The following is a 20,635-nucleotide window of genomic DNA, read 5'->3' as shown; positions in this document are numbered from 1 at the left end:
AGTCAGGAATAGAGCGGAGCCCCGTCAGGAAAACAGGCTTCGACAGCGGGTTCAAGAAGCCCGGCATCGGCGAGCAGGTCGAGCAGGGTGTAGCGCCTGCGAATCCAGCGGGCATTGCGCATGGTCGCCCGATGCCGCTCCGGCGAAAGCCCGATCTCGCGCGTGGTGACCGGCGCGCCGGCGGCCGCCAGGAGGTCGCGCATCTCGATTTCGCGCATGAGATGGGAGGCCAGCACATCGCGCAACGCCGGCCAGCCGTCCCTCAGCCTTGCCAGGCGGACAGTGAGGGTTTCGTGCTCGACCCATTTCTCGCGCATTTCCTCCTTGGCACGCCGGGCAACGTTGGCGTTGGGGAAGGCCGCATCGATCGCCGCTTCAACGGCGGACCAATCCGGAGCGCGAGAGGTGGCCGCCGCGGGGTCTATGGCTGAAATGTCCTGGTCAAGCAGCCAATCGTATAGGCTCAGCATCGACAGGCTGCCGATTGCGACGCAGGCGCCATGGGAGACCTTTTCCCCCTCGTGAGACAGATCCTCCATCTCCCATATATGGGCGATCTGGTGCTCCGCACCGGATGCGGGGCGCGAAGAGCCGTAGACCTCCATGGCCACGCCCGAGACCGCCAGTCCGATGAAAAGGTCGGCGATGGCCGCGCCATCGCCACGGCGCACGCCATTGGGGTCCGAGAGCCAGCCGCGCAATTCGTTCTGCACCATCGGCCAGGCCGTGTCATCGAGGGCTTCCACCCCCAGCGCGTCGGCGACGAGCCAGTCTCCCCCTGCCGGCACCTTGCCGGCAAGGTCGCCATACCCCCAGCCGCTCATCCTGGCCGGTGCGCCGGCGACGACATCGAGGTCCGCCAGGATGACACGGGGCGGGGCGCACTGGATCGTGATCTTGAAGCCCTCGTCCGACAGGGGAGCGCCGGCGCTCGTGTAGCCATCCATCGATGCCGCCGTCGGGACGCTCATGAAGCGGGTACCGGCGGAGAAAGCCGCATAGCGCGTCAGATCGTTGATGACGCCCGAACCGACCGCCAGGGGAACCGGGTGAACGCCGTCGTTCGCCGCGCCCATTTCTCCGATCCGTGCCGCGATGTGCTCGGCGGTCAGGCGATCAGGTGCCAGGCGCGGCTTGGCGGGCAATATCTCCACTTCGGCGTTGATGCCCGCCTCAACGAGGGTGGCGCGCACGGCCTCGCCGGCGGCCCCGTAGGTGTTCTCATCGGCAACGATCAACGCCGGCGCTGCGCCGAAATGTCGGCGAAATACCGCCCCGGCCTCCTGCAGGCACGCGTGGCCCACTACCACGCTTTCTATCGCCTTCGATTGTTCGACCGCAGGGATCGCGTAGCGCCGGTCGCGCACGTCTTCCGCGCGCGCCTTTCGCTCAATCCGCTGGGAACTCTCTCCGTTCATTTTACCCTTCACGGTTGGTCAGTGTGATGCCATCGGCGTCGAACAGATGAATGCGTTCAAGGGGAATGGACACGGTCACCGGGGTCCCCCTGTCGATTGCCGTATCACCGTCCACCTTCACGGTCACGCGGTCGCCCTCGCGCGTATCCACATAGAGGATCGTTTCGCCGCCGAGCGTCTCCTTGACGGCGACCGTGCCGCCCAACGCACCGGCCGAAACCTGTGCCCGGCCATTTGTGCGAAGGCCCCCATCTTCGGTGGGCGCGATATCCAGGTGCTCGGGCCTGACGCCGAGCGTGACATTTCCAGAAGCTCTGCCCCGCACACCCTCGGGAAGCCTGATCTCGGTTTCGCCGTAGCGTCCGACCGAAGCGCCGCTATCGGAACCGCCCAGCAAAACGGGCAGGAAGTTCATGGATGGCGAACCGATGAAATCGGCGACGAAGCGTGTTGCCGGTGTGTGATAGAGCTGCATCGGCGTTCCGATCTGCTCGATGCGGCCGCCATTCAGGACGACGATCTTATCTGCCATGGTCATGGCTTCCACCTGGTCGTGCGTGACGTAAATCATGGTCGCGCCGAGCTGCTTGTGCAGGCTCTCCAACTCGATGCGCATCTGCACGCGCAGCTTGGCATCGAGATTGGACAGAGGTTCGTCGAAGAGGAACACCTTCGGCTGGCGTACGATGGCTCGGCCGATGGCCACACGTTGGCGCTGGCCGCCGGAAAGATGCGCGGGCTTGCGGTCGAGATAAGGTTCGAGTTGCAGGATGCGCGCGGCATTGGCGATGCGCTCTTCCCGCTCATCTTTGGGCACGTTGTTGACCTTCATGCCGAAGTCCATGTTGTCATGCACGTTCATATGCGGATAGAGCGCGTAGGACTGAAAGACCATGGCGACACCGCGGTCCGAGGGCGCGGCGCTGCTGATGTCCTGTCCCCCGATTTCCATCACGCCCGTATAGCTGCCTTCCAAACCGGCAAGCGTTCTCAGGAGCGTTGACTTTCCGCAGCCGGATGGACCGACGAAGACGACGAACTCGCCATCGGCAATGTCCAAGTCGATGCCGATCAGCGCATGGAAGTCGCCGTAGTACTTGTTGATGTTTCGCATCTTTACGGACGCCACCCGCTCCTCCTCCCTCATTTGAGCGCCTGAAACAGCCCACTGCGGCTTTCCCCGGCCGTGGTGGCGCAACGGCGTTTCCGCGATTGACTTTTACAAATGTAAATGAAAAAATGTAAATGTAAAGATCGATAGGTATGACGCTTCTGGGAGGAAACAGATGAGTATGAAGTCAACGATCAAGAGGCTGACGGGAGGTGCCGCCCTGGCGCTTGCGCTCTCGCCCGTCACCGCCTTCGCCTGGTCCTTGGAGGAAGCCGCGCAGCCTTATGCGGGCACGACAGTGGATGTCGTCTTCCTGCTCAGGCCGGGTTATGAGGCGGCGAAGAAGATGTTGCCGGAGTTCGAGGAAAAGACCGGCATCAAGGTCAACGTTACCGACATGCCTTATGAGAACGCGCTTGGCGAACAGGTGCGCGATTTCGTTGCCAACGGCGATTTCGACATTGCGCTGGTCGATCTGGTGTGGATAGGCAATTTCGCCGAGAACGAGTGGATCGTGCCGGCCGAGAAGTTCATCAACGATCCGGCGCTCGCCGACCCCGATCTCGATCTGGAAGACTTCTTCCCCTTGGTCCTGGATGCCTTCGGATCATGGGGCGGTACGCTGTACGGCCTGCCCTTCGACAACTATTCCGGTCTTCTGTTCTACAACCAGTGCATGCTGGAGGAGGCCGGTCTCGATGGTCCGCCGGAGACCTGGGGCGAACTGAAGGACGAATACGGCCCGGCCCTGACAAAGGACGGCAAATACGCCTTTGCGCTGCAGTCGAAGCGCAACGAGACCCAGTCGGCGGATAGTTTCGCACGAGTGCTGTGGCCCTTCGGCGGCTCCTTCCTTGACGATGAATTCAGGTCCAACCTGATGTCGGAGGAAAGCCAGGCCGGCCTCCAGTTCCGGCAGGACCTGATGCAGTACATGCCGGAAGGCATCGTCGCCTACGACCACGCCGAGGCGGTCAACGCCCTGGCGCAGGGCGATGTGGCGATGATCACCGAGTGGTCGTCCTTCTATTCGACGCTGAAGGACCCCGCGACCTCGACCATCGGCGATTGCCTCGCAGTCGCGCCCGAGCCGGAAGGTCCGGCCGGCCGCAAGCCGGCGCTGGGCGGTTTCTCGCTCGCCGTCGCCTCGCAGGCCGATGAGAACGAACAGGCGGCTGCCTGGCTGTTCATCCAGTGGGTCACCTCGAAGGAGAACGCGGCGAAGTATCTGGAGCTCGGCGGCGTGCCGGCGCGTCAGTCCGTCTACGAGATGGAAGGCGTGGCGGAGAAATACGACTTCGTGCCGGCATTGGTGGAGAGCTGGCAGGAAGGTGTGCCGGAGTTCCGCCCGCGTTTTGCCGAATGGCCGGAGATCACGGAGATCGTGCAGGAGTGGGGCACCAAGATGATGCTCGGCGAGGTCTCCACGGAAGAAGGTGCCAAGCAGATCGGCGACCGGATGGAAGCGGTCCTGGAAGAAGCGGGCTACTATGACGGTGAAAAGCCGTTGGTGCAGTAGGCCCACAGCGCTTCGGCACGGCGGCGCCGTGCCGCGACGTGGTGCTCAGCCGGTTCTCCTCCTTGCCGGCTGAGCATTCCCGGAAGCCGGCATCGCCGGTCGGAACGCACCGCATCTTCCGGTAATATGCGTGGCACTACCAGGCGTGGGGGAAGGACGGGGTCAACACACCCCGGTGACGAACGGGTATGCGGGGTCTGAAGGCGGGCTCCGTGTCCGGCGCTGCGCGGGAGGTCAGGATATCGATGCTGCAGAAAACACAAGATCTTGAACGGCCGGCGCCGAAAGAGAGCTCGAACGCCGGCACCGTGTCTCTCGGCACCTTTCTCGGCTTCCTCAGCCCCGCCGTGGTGACGCTGGCTGCTATCGGCATAGCTCCGCTCGCCTTCGCGATCTGGACCTCGATGCGGGACTACAATCTGACGCGGCTGCAGCGCACGCCTTTCGTCGGCTTGGAAAATTATGCGACTGTTCTCACCGACTCGGTGTTCTGGGACGCGATGGGGCGCACCTTCACGCTGCTCCTCATCGCACTGCCCATGCAGATCGCGGCGGGGCTTGGCATCGCCCTCATCCTGCACCGTCCGGGGCTGACGTTTCTCAAGACGATTGCGCGGCTCTCGCTGGTCATTCCCATGGCGACAACATACGCCGTCGTCGGCCTTCTCGGCCAGATCATGTTCAATCTGAAATACGGCGTCGTGAACCAACTCCTGGGTTTCATCGGTATCGCGCCGGTCAACTGGATCGGCGATCCGACGAATGCTTTCGCGGCTATCGTCTTCTGGGACGTCTGGCAATGGACGCCGTTTTGCGCGCTGGTGTTCCTGGCGGGATTGACGACCGTGCCCGGAGAGATCGAGGAGGCCGCGCGGTTGGAAACGAAAAGCTGGTGGACGGTACTGCGGTACGTGCAACTGCCGTTTCTCGTTCCCGGCCTTACCGCCGTTCTCATCCTGCGTACCGCCGACACGCTCAAGCAGTTCGACATGGTGTTCACCATGACGCGCGGCGGGCCGGGCTCTTCCACCGAGCTTATCAGTCTGCTTATTCAGCGCATCGGCTTCCGCGCTTTCGATCAGGGGCTGGCCTCCGCCCAGGCGGTGATCCTGCTCGTCATCACGATCGTTCTCAGCCGGCTTTACATCCACTTTTTCTACCGGGAGATCTGAGAGATGCGCGAACACACGACCACCACGCCATCCCTTGCCGCCCAGGTGGTCCTTCTGGCGGCAATTATCCTGTTCTGCCTGTTTCCGTTCTACTGGATGGTGCTGACGAGCCTGAAAACGCAGATCGTCGCGCTGCAGACGCCGCCGGCCTGGATCTTCGATGTCACCTTCTCGAACTACTACGATGTTCTGTTCGACAATGCGGTTGCCAGGAGCCTCGTCAACTCGCTCATCGTCGCCGTCCTTACGACCTTTCTGGCGATCCTTCTGGGCACCCCCGCCGCCTATGCGCTGGCGCGGTTCGAGTTTCGCGGCAAGAAGGAATTGTGGTTCTGGTTCATCACCAACCGCATGGTCAGCCCTATCGTTTTGGCGCTACCCTTCTTCCTGATCGTGCGCAGCTTCGATATGCTCGACACGCACGTCGTGCTGATCCTCATCTATCTGACGTTCAATCTGCCGATCGTTATATGGATCTGCACCGATCAGTTCCGTTCCATCCCGCGCGAGATCGACGAGGCGGCGATCCTCGAAGGCGCCTCGCAGTGGCGCATCTTCTTCTCGCTGTGCCTGCCGCTGGCCGCACCGGGCATCGCCGTGTCGGCAATCTTCTCCTTCATCTTCTCGTGGAACGAGCTGATGTACGCGCTGGTGCTGACGCGCAGCGCGGCCAAGACGGCGCCCGCCATGGCCGTCTCCTTCATGGAGGGCTACTCGCTGCCCTACGGCAAGATCATGGCCACGTCGACGTTGATCGTCGTGCCGGTCATCATCTTTGCGCTGATCGCCTCGAAACAGCTCGTGCGCGGGCTGACGATGGGCGCCGTGAAATGATGCGGCCGCTGCGCGAATTTCCGGCCGCCGAACGCGCCGCGCTGCGCTTCGTCCTGACCGACATCGACGACACGATGACCACGGACGGTCTTCTGCCGAGCAGCAGCCTTGCGGCCCTGGAGGCGCTGTCGGAGGCGGGGCTCAGGATTATCCCCGTGACAGGCCGGCCCGCCGGCTGGTGCGACCACATCGCGCGCATGTGGCCGGTCGATGCCGTTGTGGGGGAGAACGGCGCATTCTGGTTCGCCTATGACCGTGAAAGCCGGGAGATGCGCAACGGCTTTGCCAAGACGGATGCGGAGCGGCAGGCGGACAGGGAGCGTCTGAAGACGCTGCGGCACCGTATCCTTGCTGAAGTGGAGGGAACTGGGATCGCCTCGGACCAGGATTATCGGGTTGCCGACCTCGCCATCGACTTCCGCGAGGATGTCGCTCCGCTCGATGACAAGGCGGTGGAACGCATCGTCGCGCTTTTCGAAGAGGGCGGCGCCACCGCCAAGGTGTCTTCGATCCATGTGAACGGGTGGTTCGGAGCCTATGACAAGCTCTCCATGGCGCGCATCTGCCTCAAGGAGAATTTCGGCGTCTCTATCGACGATCCAGACACGAACGCACGCGTGGTCTTCGTCGGCGACAGCCCCAATGACCAGCCGATGTTCGCCTTCTTCCGCAACAGCATCGGCGTCGCCAACGTGCGCGACTTCCAGTTGGAAACCCCTCCTCGCTGGATTACCGCCAGCAAGAACGCTACTGGGTTTCGCGAGGTTGCCGCGGCACTGCTGGAGGTCAGGAAATGAAGGATCTGATGGTCGAAGAAGCCATCCCGCCCGACGAGGAAGCGCACTTCCTGGCCCGCGTCGCCTGGCACTACTACGTGGAGGGCATCAACCAGCAGGCGGTGGCCGACAGGCTGGCCACCAACAGGCTGCGCATCAACCAGGCGCTGCGCGATGCGCGCAGGGAAGGGGTCGTGCGCATATCGATCGAGTCACCCTTCTTGCGCGCAGTCGAGCTGGAGGCGCAGATGCGCGAGCGCTTCGGCCTGGAGCGTGTGCGGATCGTGCCTAGCCCGAAGGACAAGACCAAGGTACAGACGAATGTCGGCGCCGCACTCGCCATGGAGCTGTCTCCGCTCCTGGCCGACACCAGAGTGAAACGTTTTGGCCTGTCCTGGGGCATGACCATCTACAACGCATCGCGCTTTCTGCGCCCGGCAGCGCGGCCCGATCTTGAATTCGTTTCGCTGCTCGGCGGCCTGTCGCAAGGCTCCGACGTCAACTCCTTCGACATCGTCAAGGCGTTCGCCTCGCAGTTCGACGCGCAGCGCACCTATTTCACCGCGCCGATCTATGCGCCGTCGAAGGCCGCGCGCGACGCGATCATCGACACCGAGTTTTTCGACGACGTGTTCGAGCGCATCCGCTCGGTGGATGCCTGCGCCCTTGGTACGGGCGACATGTCGCGGGATTCGCTGTTAATCCGCTATGCGCTCCCCTCCGATGTCAGCATAGAGGAATTGATTGAGGCGGGTGCGGTCGGCGACATTCAGGGGCAGTTCCTCAATGCCCGGGGTGAGTTGGTGGATCACCCTATCAACGACCGCATCATCGGCATCGGGCTGGCGGATGTCGGGCGTATTGGCAACGCGATCCTTGCCGCCGGTGGTCCCGGCAAGATCCCGATCATCCGCGCCGCTCTGCTCACGGATGCCTTCGAGGGTCTCGTCACCGATGAGGCGACAGCGGAAGGTGTATTGGCGGGCCTTGAGCCGGCAGAAGGCTAGTCGAGCCATGTTTGCGGGCATCGACATTGGAACTTCCGGCGTCAAGGCGATCCTGGTCGGCGACGAGCACGAGGTGCTGCAGACAGCGACGAGAAACCTCACCGTCACGCGCCTCAACGACGGCTGGTCCGAACAGCACCCCGACGAGTGGTGGGAAGCGTTTTGCGCGGCGTTCGACGAATTGGCCGCGGCGCGGCCGGTCGAAATGTCGGCGCTGCGCGGCATCGGCCTGTCGGGCCAGATGCTGGGAACGGTCCTTATCGATAAGGGCGACCGGCCGATCCGGCGCGCCATCCTCTGGAACGATGGACGGGCGGTGGAGGAGGCCCGCCGCTTACAGGCGGTCGTGCCCGATATGGGGCAGCGCTCCTGCATCGATCCCGATCCCGGCTTCGGCGCGCCAAAGCTTATGTGGCTGGCACGGCACGAGCCGGAGACGATCGAAAGAACGGACTGCCTGCTTTTGCCGAAAGACTATGTGCGGCTGAAACTGACAGGAGAGCGCGCCAGTGAGCCCAGTGACGCCAGCGGCACGCTCCTCTTCGACAACCGCCAGATGGCCTTTGCGCGCGATCTCGCCGAGGCCGCCGGCTTCGCGATGGAAAAATTGCCGGGGCTCGTCAACGCCTGGGAGCCGGCGGGCCAGCTGCGGCGCGACCTGCGTGAGCGATGGGGCATCCGGGGACCCGTCGTCGTTGCCGGGGGCGCCGGCGACAATCTGGCCTGCAAGATCGGCGTCGGGGCGGCCCGTCCCGGACGCGGGGTCCTGACGATCGGAACTTCGGGCGTTCTGTGCGTCTCGACGCCGACGTTCCGGCCAATCCCCGGGAAAGGCGTGCAAACCCCGCCGCACGCCGCCCCCGGCCAGTTTTCCTCGCAAGGCGTCGTCATGAGCGCGACGAGCGCCGTCAACTGGATGGCGACGATCATGGGGACGAACGAAGCGGAGTTGGATGCTGAAGCCGAGGCGCTTCTTGCATCACCGGACGGCGCCCGGCAGATCGCCGGCGCGCCGGTGATCCTGCCTTACCTCGACGGCGTGCGCACACCGCACAAGAATGCGCGCCTGCGCGGACTGGCGGACATGCTGTCACTCTCGACAACGCGGGAGATGCTGGCATGGGCGGTCTTCGAGGGCGTTGCCTTCCATTTCGCGGAAGTGGTCCAGACCCAGCGCAACCACGGCATATCCTGCTCGCAGTTGCAGGTGGTCGGCGGCGGATCGCAATCGCGAATCTGGCCACGCATGATCGCCGCTTTGTACGGCATACCGCTCGTCCTCTCCAAGGGCCGTGCGCATGCGGCGGCAATGGGCGCGGCAAAGTTGGCAATGGCTGCCGCTTCTCGGGGCGACCCGCTCGACCTCCTGGCGGCCGAACCCGAGCTCGACCGCCTGATCGAGCCGGAACCCGATCTCGCTGCCCTGTTGAGCGATCGCGGTGGAAAATACGAAAAAATCAGAGATATTGCACTGGAGCGTGCCACCTGAGCGCCCGATGCGAGGCCGGCCTCAACCTGCGGCCGACCCTGAAATCGTATTGTAGGCCCCATAAGCGGCGAGGGCAGCTTCCATCTGCGCTGTATGGGCGAAGACAAACGCCTCTCCATAGATCGTTTCGTCGGGAAACTCCGTTATCAGCGTCATCGGCACGGCATAACGATCTTCTTCGCTAATCAGGCAGGGAAAGTCGTTGATCATGGTGAACGCCGTCTCGCCGGTGTGCACTTCGAACACGGAGAGGTGTTGCCGGTTATACTCGATGAGCCCCGGAAGAGCCGCAAGTCTTGCAGTCACGGCGTCGACGAGCCTTAAAGCTGGCTTGCGCCAGGCCGCGTGATGGCGCATGATGAGAAAGAAGCCCCTGGGGATCGTCCACATCTCGAAGTTCCGGGGGATGTAGCCAGAAAGCGGACGGGTCCATTCATGCGACGGATAGCCGTGCAGGTTGACGTGGAGCTTCGCACCCGTCAGCCTCAAGGCTTCGTGCCGGGCGCTGAGTTCGTACAACGGCTCGTTCACCCGATATTCGAGATCGTCCCCAAAGGCCGTGTAGCGGGCTGCATGGAGCATGTGACGCGGCTGATGCGCGCTTAGGCGTAGATGAAGGGCATAGCCGTCCGGATTCTCAAGTGGGATGACGGCGAAATGGGCGCCGAGACGTGCAGCAAGCGCTTCGGCTGCCCGCAGCGCACCCACCACGCCCGATGTTTCGTTGCCATGCTGGCCGGCGCTAATCAGCACAGCCGCTTCCGTTCCCCGACGATAGATCCCCTGAACCGCCCGTCCTGCACGAGAGCGCGCCTCGAAGCTGGTGCCGCCCAACGCGGCAAGCTCACGCTGAATCTGCGCGATACCCAGCGGAGTGGGCGCGGTGGCGAACGGCTGACGGGGAACAACCGTCTCCTCGGTCGTTAAAGGCTCTGCGCTTACCCGTACCCGCAGTGTGTCACCATACGCGCGGACATCGGCAACGATCTGTCCAGGCTGAAAGGTCCTGTCTCCGGCCGTGCGCCCGGCGCGATGCTGAAAAATCTCCAGAAGCGAAAAATACACATCCTCGTGCAGCGCCTCGTGAAGGCTTACTGTCTCCTCACCGTAGCCAAGCGGCCGGTCTCGCCCGGGTAGGTCGATCCTGATGCGAAGCTCCTCGAAGTATGGCTCGACCGCCGGCCAGGAATGGGTGCTGACGGCGGCGATCACACGCTCAAACGCGCTTTCGTAATCGGTCGCAAGACGGCAGTCCGTGTCGCCGCCGCCTGCGTGCCCCGCGGTCTTGAGCCAGCCCGTCGGGGAAAGCAGGGTTTGTCCGAGCAGATCGACGTGAAGCCGGTTCGGCGCGAAGACGCGATGCTCCTCCATCGTTCTATCTTTGCGGACCAGCGTGAGGAAATACTCGAGCTCCTCCTGGTCGCCGGCCTCGAAGGTGGTTTTCGCCTCTTTGAGGAGGGCGGCGAGGGGATAGGCTTCCAGTAGGAAGCGCTGGCACGGCGCGTTCGGATAAAGGGGATAGCGGATCGTCACGCTCGCCAAGGTGGCAAGGTCGACCTCCTCCAGAAAGAAATGCAGAAGCGGTTTGTAGGCGCTGCGCAAGCGGGCTTCCACGCCGGCGGCTGCGAGACGGCTTTCAGCCGCCCGCCGCGCGGCTTCATCCTCGAACAACCATGCTTCGACCCGCGCCCCGCGATAGGCAGGCAGCGTCAGTTCGGAGACGAGGGTCTCCAGCGTTCGCGGAATTGTTTCGTCCAGGATCATCGGCAGGTCGATCGCTCGCAACGCCAATATCAGAGCCGCGCCTTCGTGCTGTGGGGTGTGGCCAGGAGCAGGCTGGTCTCGCTGGCCATGATACCTGGAATGAGGCGGATGCGCCGCAGAACGGCGTCCAAATCGGCGAGCGCCGCCGTGCCGAGTTCGACGATGATGTCCCAACGTCCATTGGTCGTGTGGATCGCCGAGACCTCCGCAAGTCCGCTGAGCGCGTGGACGACCCGGTCCGCCATGCGTCCCTCGATCTCCACCATCATGATGCCGCGCACGGGAGAATCGACGGCATCCGCACGCAGGACGACGGTGTAGCCGAGGATGGCGCCTGACTGTTCGAGGCGCGCCATGCGCGCTCGCACCGTAGCGCGCGATACGCCGAGATCGAGCGCCAGGTCGGAGATGCCGCGCCGCGCGTCGTGGCGAAGAAGCGTGATGAGACGTTCGTCGAGCTGATCCATTATCGGCCAATATGGAAGCGATTATTGCCATATTGATAAATAGTTTCGACATATCTGTCAAATTGGCTTGTTCAATCTGTCGGGTAACCGAGGTCGAATAGGGGTGTTCGCAACATTGGTGGAGTTGGGCGGTGCACTGCAAGATTCTCGGCATACCCGTTCAAGACGGGGCTGGCCGCATGGGCTGCGAGATGGGGCCAAGCGCGCTTCGCACGGCGGGCCTTGTCGCGGCGCTGACCGATCTCGGACACGAAGTGAGCGATCTCGGCACCGTCTCGCCGGCGCCGCGGCGACCGCTTACCCACGGCAATACCGCACTTCGTGCGCTACCGGAGATCGCCGCATGGACAACCGCCATCGCCGAGGCGACCTACGCGGCGAGCGGCGAGGGGACGCCCATCTTTCTGGGCGGCGACCACAGCATTTCCGCGGGATCCGTCTCCGGTCTCGCGCGGCGCGCGACCGAGATCGGGCGGCCGCTCTTCGTCCTGTGGCTCGACGCCCATCCCGACTTCCACACGCTCGAGACCACGGCAAGCGGCAATCTGCACGGCGTGTCGCTCGCCTATGCCTGCGGCCGAAAGGGGTTCGAGGGCTATTTCCCGGAGCTACCCGCACCCGTCGATCCGCGCCATGTCTGCACCTTCGGCCTACGCAGCGTCGACCCTGCCGAGCGCCAGGCGCTTGCCGCCGCCGGTGTCACCGTGCACGACATGCGCGCCATCGACGAACACGGCGTGGCGCCTTTGCTGCGCGCTTTCCTGGAGCGGGTGGCGGCGGCGAACGGCCTGCTGCATGTCAGCCTCGACGTCGACTTCCTCGACCCCTCCATCGCGCCGGCGGTGGGCACCACGGTCCCCGGCGGCGCCACCTTCCGCGAGGCGCATCTGGCTATGGAGATGCTGCACGACAGCGGCCTCGTCACCAGTCTCGACCTCGTCGAATTAAACCCATTCCTCGATGAAAGAGGGCGCACCGCCACCCTTCTCGTCGACCTCACGGCAAGCCTGATGGGTCGCCGCATCATGGATCGCCCCACAAGGAGCCACTGATCCCCATGGCCGACCATCTCAACCTCGTTCCCTTCGTCAGCGTGCATCACATGATGCAGCTCGTTCTCGAGATTGGCGTCGAGCGCTTTATGGGTGAGCTTACCGCCTACATCGAGGAGGACTTCCGCCGCTGGGAGAAATTCGACAAGACGCCGCGCGTCGCCTCGCACAGCCGCGAAGGCGTCATCGAATTGATGCCGACGAGCGACGGCAGGCACTACGGCTTCAAATACGTCAACGGTCATCCGAAGAACACCCGCGAGGGGCGGCAGACGGTGACAGCCTTCGGCGTGTTCGCCGATGTCGGCAACGGCTATCCGCTGCTGATCTCGGAAATGACAATCCTGACGGCGCTGCGCACGGCGGCGACCTCGGCGCTGGCAGCGAAATTTCTGGCGCCGAAGGGGGCGGATTGCATGGCGCTGATCGGCAATGGCGCGCAGGCCGAGTTCCAGGCCATGGCCTTCAAGGCGCTTCTCGGGATCCGGAAACTGCGCCTCTACGACATCGACCGCGGGGCGACCGAAAAATGCCGGCGCAATCTGGCCGGCCTGGGTTTCGAGATGACGGCCTGCGCCAGCGGCGAGGACGCGGTGGAGGGGGCACAGATCATCACGACTGCCACGGCCGACAAGCAGTACGCGACGATCCTGACCGACAACATGGTGGGCGCCGGCGTCCACATCAACGCCGTGGGAGGCGACTGTCCGGGCAAGACGGAGTTGCACCGCGACATCCTTCTGCGCTCCGACATCTTCGTCGAATACCCGCCGCAAACGCGCATCGAGGGCGAGATACAGCAGCTCGACAAGGATCATCCGGTGGAGGAGTTGTGGCGCCTGATCGCCGGCAAGGCTGTGGGCCGGCGCGAGGCACGGCAAATCACCTTGTTCGATTCGGTCGGTTTCGCCACAGAGGATTTTTCCGCGCTACGCTACGTGCGCGACAAGATCGAGCAGACGGGTCTCTACACCGATCTTGACCTCCTGGCCGATCCCGACGAGCCACGCGACCTCTTCGGCATGCTTCTGCGCTTCCCAGGCTCGTCCCTCTTGGCGGAGAAGGAGAGGGGGCTGGTCCAGTAGGAGCTTCGGGCGGTTTGCGGCGGAGGATCAACCTTGGATACGCCGAAACACGTCCAGTGCCTCCTCCGCAAGCTTCTGCGTCAGCGCACCGGCCGGCAACGGCTTCGCCAGGGCTGCGGCCTGTCCGGCCCACAGCGGGGAGAAGTCCGCTGATCCCGCGGCCTCCGCTTCTTTTCGCAAGGGCATCACCGCTGCGGTGGCCATGGGGAAAGCCGGTGCTTCCGCACACATGGGGCCGATCTCGCGCATGAGGCGGTTCATGATCCCGCGAGCGGGGCGTCCGGTAAACACGTTCGTCAGCGCGGTGTGGTCGTCGCGGGCGGTCGCGAGCGCGGCGCGAAGGCCCTCGCCGGTAAGAGCTTCCGGGCAGCGCAGATAGGCCGTGCCGATCTGCACGGCGGCTGCGCCTAGCGCGAAAGCGGCGGCGATCCCGCGCCCGTCGGCGATGCCGCCGGCAGCGACGACGGGAACGGAAACGGCATCGACCACCTGCGGCACAAGGGCGAAGGTTCCCGGTTGGCACGCGATGCTTGACCCGAGAAACACGCCGCGGTGGCCGCCGGCTTCGGCACCCTGCGCGATGATCGCGTCGCAGCCGTGCGCTTCCAGCCATTGGGCCTCTTCGACGGTGGTCGCTGAGGCGATGACGGTCGCTCCGCTCGATTTCACACGGCCGAGGAGGGTCCCTTCCGGCAATCCGAAATGGAAGCTCACGACCTCCGGTCTGAACTCCTCCACTATTTGACAGGCAGCCTCGTCGAAGGGCGTGCGCCCTGACCCGGCAGGCGCTGCGTCGGGGTCGAGGCCGAACTCGCGATAGTATGGCGCCAGACGCCGCCGCCACGCCGCCTCGCGTTCAGCGTCGATGGCAGGCGGTGTGTGGCAGAAGAAGTTCAGATTGATCGGCCCACGCGTGTTCTGGCGTATAATCCCCAGCTCAGCGCGGATCTGGTCCACACTCAGCATCGCGCAGGGCAGCGATCCCAGCCCGCCCGCCTCGCAAACGGCGATAGCGAGATCGGCACCTGACGAACCCGCCATCGGCGCCTGAATGATGGGCAGCCTTATCGATAGAAGGTCAAGGATTCGCGAGTCGGGCCACATGCGCTTTCTCCCCGGGCTGAGCGTTCCCGCAAAGGATCGCACGGCAATAGGAGGCGTCAAGGTTGTTCCTCTTTCGCTATTGCGCCCGCAACGCTCTCTCTTGCGGTGGGCGGAGCGATCCGAGAGCAAGCATCCACTCGTGCACGCGCTGTCCGGCAAACGCTCAGTAGGCGACAGTGAATCTGGTCCGGTGGTGCCTTGGCCGCTCGGCTTCGTTGAGGAGCGCTACCGCCAGGTCCGCCACGGAAACTCTCGAATCGCCGGCTGCGTCGACAAGCAGTTCGTCGCCGCCCAGCCGAAAGCGTCCCGTGCGCTCCCCCGGCTCCAGCTGGGCTGGCGGGCTCAGATAGGTCCAGTCCACCGCCGTGTCAGTGCGGCAGACTTCAAGTTGATCGCCGCAGGCAAGCGCGATGTCCCGGTAAGCGGCAGGCATGTAGCGCGGATCGTCCACGAGGTGGCAGCCCGTATCGGGCACGATCAGGCTGCCGGCACCGCCGACAAGCAGCAGCCGCACGCCGGTGCGGGCGAGCCCGTCCAGGAGCGCCTCGGCCGTGGTCACGAGATCGCGTTCGCTGCCGGGCGCTGGGCGGGTGGCGCTGATCACCAGATCCTGGCCGGCGCTCAGCGCGGCAACATCGTCGGCGTTCGCGGCATTGCCCGTGCGTGCGGTGGCCGCGGCGGGCAGCTCTGCAAACCGGGCCGTATCGCGCGCGACGGCGGTGACGTGGTGGCCGCGTTCGAGCGCCTCGGTCACGACGTGACGCCCGACACTACCTGTGGCTCCGAAGACGGTGATGCGCATCGGCCCTAGTCCTCTTAGATCGGTTGGATTGTTCAGGAAGAAGGTGCCGCGCGCCATCGGGACGGCGTGGAAGGTGCGCGGCGCAACAGGAGCGCGATTGCCAGCACCACCATCACGGCGCCCGGCAGCCACTGCCAGCCTATGCGCCCGGGCTCACCGGCAAAGAGGAGCAGCATGGAAACGAACGGAACGAGATAGGTGTAGGCCGTGACCGCGCCCGGGGTTAGCACGGCGGTTGCCCGCTGCATCAGCCAGAAGGTGACGCCACTTGAGAACACGCCCAGATAGGCCACCAGCAGGAAATCGAAAAGCGTCATGGCGGCGAGCGCCCGCGGCGTCTCCATGGCCAGCCCCAGAAGGCCGATCAGCACGCCGCCGGCAACCAGGCTCCAGAAGGTACGCAGCGCCGCTCGATCCGAAAGCCAGCCGTGCGCCAGTCCCCACTTGGTCAAGACCGGGTACAGCGCGGAAGCCACGCAGCCGAGAAAGAATGCCGCTTCGGCGATACCGAACTGCAGCCCGTCGAGCGTGGCGCCGCTTTCCGCAAGGGCGAGCCCCAGTGCGCCGATCGCGCCGAGGGCCAGGATGGCAAGCAGGCGCCCCGCCGGGTTTTCCACGCCAAGCCCGCGGCCGAGGCAATAGGCGAGCAACGGGACACTGACATAGAGGGTTGCCATCGACAATGCGGTGGCGCGATGCGCGGCCCAGAACATGGCGCCGAAGAAGCCGGCAAGGCACAGTCCCATGACGGCATAGAGCAGGAGCCCCGGAAGGCTTGGCCAGCGATCAGGTGTCCGCCAGACGAGTACGCCAATGGCGAGGGCGGCGATGGCAAAGCGGATCGCCGTCAGAAGCAGCGGCGGCAGGCCCTCGCTCATCAGCCCGACAGCCGGGAACGACAGCCCCACGATCAGCGCCCACAGGAGCATACCGGCGTGCGTGCCGCGCGCGCCTTGCGTTATCCCGGACATCGTCATGGCACACCTCCTTGGCTTCCGCACCGAAAGAGCGGAAGAACACCCATCCGCGCAGGGCCAAAGCTAATAGATTGCCAATTCACCGATAATATCTGATCTTTTGGGGAGACTATCTACTGAAAGTGAAGAATTGTGGATCGCTTGACCGCATTGAAGGTCTTTCGCCATGTGGTGGAGCTTGGCAGCTTTGCGGAAGCTGCCCGGCAGCTCCGTCTTTCACCCGCGGCCGTCAGCAAGAATGTGGGCGAGTTGGAGGCTCATCTCGCCGTGCGGCTTCTCAACCGCACCACCCGGCGCATGAGCCTCACCGAGGCGGGCTCGCTCTACTACGATCAGGTCGCGCGCATCCTGGACGAGCTGGAGGAGGCGGATAGCTCGCTCGGGCCGCTGCAGGAGAGCCCGAGCGGTCTTTTGCGGGTCAGCGCGCCGGTGACGCTGACGTTGGTCTGTCTCTCCCAAGCACTGCCTGGCTTCCTTGGCCGCCATCCCGACCTCACCCTTGACCTGAGGCTTGACGATCGACGGGTCAACATCGTCGAGGAGGGCTTCGACATCGCCATCCGTGCCAGCGGCAGCCTCGAGGACTCCAGCCTGATCGCGCGAAAGCTCACCACGATCCCGCACGTCGTCTGTGGCGCGCCGTCCTATCTCGAACGCGCAGGCACACCGGTGAGCCCCGAGGAGCTCAAGCACCACTGCTGCATCCAATTCACCTTGTCCGGCCATGCCGATGAATGGGCGTTCGAGAAGGCTGACCGCCATATCCGCGTTCCCATAAGCGGCCGCTACAAGGTGACTTCGAGCCTGGCTGTTCGCGATGCCCTGAGCGCCGGCTTCGGTCTCAGCCTGATCCCCTGGGCTTACGTCCGCGAAGATATCGAGCAGGGGCGCCTGCGCACCGTTCTCGGCGAGTGGTCGGCGGTCGCGCTTTCCGTCTACGCCGTCTATCCGTCGAGGCGCTACGTCGTTCCCAAGGTGCGCGCTTTTCTCGACTTTCTCGTTGAGGAATTGGGCGAAGGAGCAAACCCGCTCGCCTATTGAAGGAGCCGCGGCAGCAGCAGCGTAATCCCCGGAAAGGCGATGAGCAGTGTGACACGGACGATCTCGGACGCGAAGAAGGGCATGACCCCCTTGAAGGTCTCGCGCATCGGCACATCCGGCGCCAGGGAGTTGATGATGAAGACGTTGAGACCGACGGGCGGTGTGATCAGCCCCAGCTCCACAACGACGAGAATGATGATTCCGAACCAGATCTTGAGCTCTTGCGGCCCGAGGCCGAACTCGAGGCCCGCGACGATCGGCCAGAAGAATGGGATCGCCAGGATGACCATCGACAGGCTGTCCATCAAGCAGCCGAGGATCAGGAACGCGACAATGATCATCACGAGAATGGCGAGCGCCGGAAGCGCACTATCGTGCAAGGCCGCCGCCGCTGCCTGGGGAACGCCGGCGCGTGCCATGAATATCTTCAATAATTCGGCGCCCAGCAGGATGAGGAAGATCATGCCGCTGGTGCGCGCCGTCTCCAGGAGCGCGCCGCGAAACCCGGACCAGTCGAGCCGCCCGCGCACGATGCCGTAGGCGCCGACCAGGAAGACGCCGATGGCGGCGGCGGGCGTAGGATTGTAGATCCCGGCATAGATGCCGCCGATGACGATACCGAAAATGACGAACACGGGAATGATGGTGAGGGTCGCCTGCAAGAGCTCGTCGCGCGGCACTTTGTGGCCCGTGGGCCCGGCGCCCGGTACGGCCCAGACGTAGACGGCGATGGTGGCAATGAACAGCACCATTGCCAGGATGCCGGGCAGCAGGGCTGCGGCGAACATGGTGACGATGTTCGCCTCGACGATGATGGCATAGACGATCAGCACCACTGACGGCGGGATGAGGATGCCCAGTGTGCCGCCGGCGGCGACCGTGCCGGTGGCGAGCGCCGGCGAGAATTTGTAGCGCCTGAGTTCGGGCAGGGCGACCTGGCCCATGGTCGACGCGGTGGCCGTGGAGGAGCCGGAAAGCGCGCCGAAGCCGGCGCAGGCGGCAACTGCCGCCATCGCCACGCCGCCCGGAAAGCGTCCAAGCCAGGCGTTCGCCCCGCGGAACAGGTCGCTCGAAAGGCCGATACGTGCCGCAAGCCCGCCCATCAGGATGAACATCGGGAGCACAGTCAGGTCGTAGTTGGAGAACTGGGCGTAGGCCAAATCCTTGAGCTGGTTGAGCACGATCGCCGGCCCTGTCTGCAACATTGTGCCGATAATGCCGACAAGGATCATCGTGTAGGCGACCGGCACGCGGATGGCGATCAGGGCCAGAAGGGCAAGGAGGCCGGCAAGTCCAAGGGCGAAGCTGTCCATCATGGTGTTATTCGGTCGTCCTTCCACGTTCGCCAAGCGGCAAGGCCGACCTTCCGCGCATCATCCGCCAGCTGTTGAGCAAGGTAATGAGCGCGGCCACCAGGAGCAGGACGAGCGAAACGAGGATCGGCGGAAAGGCGGTCCACAGGGGCAGCCGAAGGACCGGCGTGATCTCCGGATATTGCAGATAGCCGAGAAAGCCGAGCCACATCTGCCTGAAAAGCAGCAGCGCGAACGCGGCGGCGAAGAGCGCCGAGAGCATGGCCATGGCCGCCTTTTTCCCCTCGCTCATATTTTCGGTGAAAATGTCGACGGCCACATTGGCACCGGTGAGCTGGCAATAGGGCAGGAACATGAAGATGACGACCGCCACGAAATGCTTCACCAGCTCGTAGTCGGCCGGAAAGGGCGCCGCAAAGAGCAGGTTCGACGCCGCGCTCGCAGCGGTCATCACGGCAAGCCCGGCGGTGATCAATCCGCCGAGCAATGCCCAATTGCGGATAAGCGAGGCGAGGATGGATATCACCCTCGCCCCATCGCCGCCGGGGGCCCGATACTGGCGTTCGCCACTCAAGATGCGTTGTTCGCTATCGCCGCCTTGGCGGCCTCGGCGAGGGCGGCGGCATCGAAGTCCGTGTGGTCGGCAATCCACTTGTCGACCACTGGGGCGAGCGCCTCGTTGAAGGTATCCATCTCCTCCTCGGTGAGCACGATGTACTCGTTGCCCGCGTCGACGGCGATCTGAATGCCTTTGTCGTCCCCATCGCGCCAGATCTGCGCCACCTGCCGCAGCCACTCCTCGTCGGAGTTCTTCGCGAAGACCTCTTTCAGATCGTCGGGGAGCGATTCCCAGCGGGCCTTGTTCATCGACACCTGGAAAGTCGTGGTGCCGAAGCGTGTCATGTTGGGCCCTTCGATCTGGTAGTCTGTCACGTCCTGAAGCTGCAGGGCGGGGATGATCTCCCACGGGATCAGCGCCCCGTCCACCGCATTGGTGGAAAGCGCCTGCGGCAGATCGGGCACTGGCATGGTGACCGGGGTGGCGCCCATCGCCTTCACGACCTCGTTGCCGGTCGGTCCCGGCACGCGCAACTTCTTGCCCCGTGTGTCGGCGACGGTGTGCACTGGTTCCCGCGCCATGTGCAGTGCCTGGCCGGCGTGCACATGGTTGAAGAGCACATGCATTGCCTCGTATTCGGGCGCCAGGAATTCATCGAACAGCTCGCGCATGGCCAGGTTGGTCGCCACGATGTCGTTGGTGAAGATGGTCGGCAGCTCGAAGATCTCCGAGCGCGGGAAGAGACCCGGCGTATAGCCGTTGACCGTCCAGACGATGTCCACCACGCCGTCGGCTACCTGACGGACGAGCTGCGGCGGCGCGCCGCCGAGCGACATCGAGGGATAGATATCGATCTTCACACGCCCGCCGGAATCCTCTTCGATGGAGCGTACCCACGGTTCCAGCATCTGCGTGTGGGCGGGCGCCTGGGGGCCAAGCAGGTGATGCAGCTTCAGCGTCACCTCCGCCTCCTGGGCGAAGCCGGGACGCAGCAGCGCCGGCGTTGCCAGAGCCCCGGCCGTGGTAATCAGGAATTCGCGCCTTTTCATGTGTCTCCTCCTCCGTTCCAGCGCCGAGTGGCGCCCCTCCCGCCAGGCCTGGCGCCCGGTTCTCGTCGCCGCCCGCACGGATGCCGCGCGGGCCGC

At 64.2% G+C, this 20,635-nt stretch carries 19 protein-coding genes; 9 read left to right on the top strand and 10 right to left on the bottom strand.

The features are described 5' to 3' along the window. Nucleotides 1-2 precede the first annotated feature (2 nt). On the bottom strand, nt 3-1,418 hold the full coding sequence (locus GPJ75_RS10175) for a sn-glycerol-1-phosphate dehydrogenase (RefSeq protein ID WP_163267660.1): 1,416 nt from the start codon (nt 1,416-1,418) through the stop codon (nt 3-5). Between the two features lies 1 nt (nt 1,419). Beyond that, nucleotides 1,420-2,547, bottom strand: a complete 1,128-nt coding sequence (locus GPJ75_RS10170) for an ABC transporter ATP-binding protein (RefSeq protein WP_163267658.1) — start codon at nt 2,545-2,547, stop codon at nt 1,420-1,422. Nucleotides 2,548-2,704: 157 nt separating this feature from the next. On the opposite strand from GPJ75_RS10170, the gene GPJ75_RS10165 reads away from it, so the two are divergent. The 6 genes from GPJ75_RS10165 (at nt 2,705) to xylB (ending at nt 9,326) form a co-directional block, all read left to right on the top strand. Continuing rightward, nucleotides 2,705-4,048 carry an ABC transporter substrate-binding protein gene (locus tag GPJ75_RS10165; protein WP_163267656.1) on the top strand — a complete coding sequence of 448 codons (1,344 nt, stop codon included), beginning with the start codon at nt 2,705-2,707 and terminating at the stop codon, nt 4,046-4,048. A gap of 245 nt (nt 4,049-4,293) precedes the next feature. Then, the gene (locus tag GPJ75_RS10160) at nt 4,294-5,220 is read left to right on the top strand and encodes a carbohydrate ABC transporter permease (protein ID WP_163267654.1); all 927 of its coding nucleotides are present in this window, start codon (nt 4,294-4,296) and stop codon (nt 5,218-5,220) included. Between the two features lie 3 nt (nt 5,221-5,223). Further along, complete coding sequence (locus GPJ75_RS10155) at nt 5,224-6,054, top strand: carbohydrate ABC transporter permease (protein WP_163267652.1); 831 nt, start codon at nt 5,224-5,226, stop codon at nt 6,052-6,054. Beyond that, complete coding sequence (locus tag GPJ75_RS10150; protein ID WP_343036179.1) at nt 6,051-6,851, top strand: HAD-IIB family hydrolase; 801 nt, start codon at nt 6,051-6,053, stop codon at nt 6,849-6,851. Before GPJ75_RS10155 ends, GPJ75_RS10150 begins: the two co-directional genes overlap by 4 nt. Further along, nucleotides 6,848-7,837, top strand: a complete 990-nt coding sequence (locus GPJ75_RS10145) for a sugar-binding transcriptional regulator (protein ID WP_163267650.1) — start codon at nt 6,848-6,850, stop codon at nt 7,835-7,837. The genes GPJ75_RS10150 and GPJ75_RS10145 overlap by 4 nt, the downstream gene beginning before the upstream one ends. 7 nt (nt 7,838-7,844) lie before the next feature. Continuing rightward, nucleotides 7,845-9,326, top strand: a complete 1,482-nt coding sequence (gene xylB, locus GPJ75_RS10140) for a xylulokinase (RefSeq protein ID WP_163267648.1) — start codon at nt 7,845-7,847, stop codon at nt 9,324-9,326. A gap of 21 nt (nt 9,327-9,347) precedes the next feature. Here xylB and GPJ75_RS10135 read toward each other — a convergent pair whose 3' ends face one another. Further along, entirely contained in the window at nt 9,348-11,090 is a 1,743-nt protein-coding gene (locus GPJ75_RS10135) for a M14 family metallopeptidase (protein WP_425483138.1), read from the bottom strand. Nucleotides 11,091-11,119: 29 nt separating this feature from the next. After that, nucleotides 11,120-11,557 (bottom strand): Lrp/AsnC family transcriptional regulator, encoded by a 438-nt coding sequence (locus GPJ75_RS10130; RefSeq protein ID WP_163267646.1) that lies wholly within the window; start codon nt 11,555-11,557, stop codon nt 11,120-11,122. 131 nt (nt 11,558-11,688) lie between these two features. Between GPJ75_RS10130 and rocF the strand changes: the two genes are divergently transcribed. Both rocF and GPJ75_RS10120 read left to right on the top strand, forming a co-directional pair. Beyond that, a complete protein-coding gene (gene rocF / locus GPJ75_RS10125; protein WP_163267644.1) occupies nt 11,689-12,609 on the top strand; it encodes an arginase in 921 nt (306 codons plus the stop codon). A 5-nt stretch (nt 12,610-12,614) separates the two neighbouring features. Further along, entirely contained in the window at nt 12,615-13,694 is a 1,080-nt protein-coding gene (locus GPJ75_RS10120) for an ornithine cyclodeaminase (protein WP_163267642.1), read from the top strand. A gap of 27 nt (nt 13,695-13,721) precedes the next feature. On the opposite strand, the gene GPJ75_RS10115 is transcribed toward GPJ75_RS10120, so the two are convergent. The 3 genes from GPJ75_RS10115 to GPJ75_RS10105 all read right to left on the bottom strand — a co-directional run bounded on the left by GPJ75_RS10115 (nt 13,722) and on the right by GPJ75_RS10105 (nt 16,577). After that, entirely contained in the window at nt 13,722-14,798 is a 1,077-nt protein-coding gene (locus GPJ75_RS10115) for an NAD(P)H-dependent flavin oxidoreductase (protein WP_163267640.1), read from the bottom strand. Nucleotides 14,799-14,961: 163 nt separating this feature from the next. Further along, entirely contained in the window at nt 14,962-15,600 is a 639-nt protein-coding gene (locus GPJ75_RS10110; protein ID WP_163267638.1) for an NAD(P)-dependent oxidoreductase, read from the bottom strand. A 32-nt stretch (nt 15,601-15,632) separates the two neighbouring features. Further along, nucleotides 15,633-16,577 carry a DMT family transporter gene (locus GPJ75_RS10105; RefSeq protein WP_246249007.1) on the bottom strand — a complete coding sequence of 315 codons (945 nt, stop codon included), beginning with the start codon at nt 16,575-16,577 and terminating at the stop codon, nt 15,633-15,635. Nucleotides 16,578-16,709: 132 nt separating this feature from the next. Between GPJ75_RS10105 and GPJ75_RS10100 the strand changes: the two genes are divergently transcribed. Next, nucleotides 16,710-17,618, top strand: coding sequence for a LysR family transcriptional regulator (locus GPJ75_RS10100; protein ID WP_163267636.1), 909 nt, complete (start codon nt 16,710-16,712; stop codon nt 17,616-17,618). Here GPJ75_RS10100 and GPJ75_RS10095 read toward each other — a convergent pair. Genes GPJ75_RS10095 through GPJ75_RS10085 form a run of 3 tightly spaced genes read right to left on the bottom strand, consistent with a single transcriptional unit; the run spans nt 17,612 to nt 20,539 of the window. Continuing rightward, complete coding sequence (locus GPJ75_RS10095; RefSeq protein ID WP_163267634.1) at nt 17,612-18,934, bottom strand: TRAP transporter large permease; 1,323 nt, start codon at nt 18,932-18,934, stop codon at nt 17,612-17,614. The genes GPJ75_RS10100 and GPJ75_RS10095 overlap by 7 nt on opposite strands. 4 nt (nt 18,935-18,938) lie before the next feature. After that, nucleotides 18,939-19,505, bottom strand: coding sequence for a TRAP transporter small permease (locus GPJ75_RS10090; protein ID WP_246249006.1), 567 nt, complete (start codon nt 19,503-19,505; stop codon nt 18,939-18,941). Further along, complete coding sequence (locus tag GPJ75_RS10085) at nt 19,502-20,539, bottom strand: TRAP transporter substrate-binding protein (protein ID WP_163267632.1); 1,038 nt, start codon at nt 20,537-20,539, stop codon at nt 19,502-19,504. The genes GPJ75_RS10090 and GPJ75_RS10085 overlap by 4 nt, the downstream gene beginning before the upstream one ends. Nucleotides 20,540-20,635 lie beyond the last annotated feature (96 nt).

Source organism: Chelativorans alearensis, from assembly GCF_010993735.1.
In the GTDB taxonomy this organism is placed as follows: Bacteria; Pseudomonadota; Alphaproteobacteria; order Rhizobiales; family Rhizobiaceae; genus Chelativorans; species Chelativorans alearense.
The sequence above is the reverse complement of the archived record's forward strand: the minus strand, read 5'-3'. Positions and strand labels throughout refer to the sequence as shown.

What these genes read in the sequence shown, in the direction of transcription:
- GPJ75_RS10175 (WP_163267660.1), bottom strand. Translation starts at nt 1,418, where the DNA reads ATGAACGGAGAGAGTTCCCAGCGGATTGAGCGAAAGGCGCGCGCGGAA.
- GPJ75_RS10165 (WP_163267656.1), top strand. Translation starts at nt 2,705, where the DNA reads ATGAGTATGAAGTCAACGATCAAGAGGCTGACGGGAGGTGCCGCCCTG.
- GPJ75_RS10160 (WP_163267654.1), top strand. Translation starts at nt 4,294, where the DNA reads ATGCTGCAGAAAACACAAGATCTTGAACGGCCGGCGCCGAAAGAGAGC.
- GPJ75_RS10155 (WP_163267652.1), top strand. Translation starts at nt 5,224, where the DNA reads ATGCGCGAACACACGACCACCACGCCATCCCTTGCCGCCCAGGTGGTC.
- GPJ75_RS10150 (WP_343036179.1), top strand. Translation starts at nt 6,051, where the DNA reads ATGATGCGGCCGCTGCGCGAATTTCCGGCCGCCGAACGCGCCGCGCTG.
- GPJ75_RS10145 (WP_163267650.1), top strand. Translation starts at nt 6,848, where the DNA reads ATGAAGGATCTGATGGTCGAAGAAGCCATCCCGCCCGACGAGGAAGCG.
- xylB (WP_163267648.1), top strand. Translation starts at nt 7,845, where the DNA reads ATGTTTGCGGGCATCGACATTGGAACTTCCGGCGTCAAGGCGATCCTG.
- GPJ75_RS10135 (WP_425483138.1), bottom strand. Translation starts at nt 11,090, where the DNA reads ATGATCCTGGACGAAACAATTCCGCGAACGCTGGAGACCCTCGTCTCC.
- GPJ75_RS10130 (WP_163267646.1), bottom strand. Translation starts at nt 11,557, where the DNA reads ATGGATCAGCTCGACGAACGTCTCATCACGCTTCTTCGCCACGACGCG.
- GPJ75_RS10120 (WP_163267642.1), top strand. Translation starts at nt 12,615, where the DNA reads ATGGCCGACCATCTCAACCTCGTTCCCTTCGTCAGCGTGCATCACATG.
- GPJ75_RS10115 (WP_163267640.1), bottom strand. Translation starts at nt 14,798, where the DNA reads ATGTGGCCCGACTCGCGAATCCTTGACCTTCTATCGATAAGGCTGCCC.
- GPJ75_RS10110 (WP_163267638.1), bottom strand. Translation starts at nt 15,600, where the DNA reads ATGCGCATCACCGTCTTCGGAGCCACAGGTAGTGTCGGGCGTCACGTC.
- GPJ75_RS10105 (WP_246249007.1), bottom strand. Translation starts at nt 16,577, where the DNA reads ATGACGATGTCCGGGATAACGCAAGGCGCGCGCGGCACGCACGCCGGT.
- GPJ75_RS10095 (WP_163267634.1), bottom strand. Translation starts at nt 18,934, where the DNA reads ATGATGGACAGCTTCGCCCTTGGACTTGCCGGCCTCCTTGCCCTTCTG.
- GPJ75_RS10085 (WP_163267632.1), bottom strand. Translation starts at nt 20,539, where the DNA reads ATGAAAAGGCGCGAATTCCTGATTACCACGGCCGGGGCTCTGGCAACG.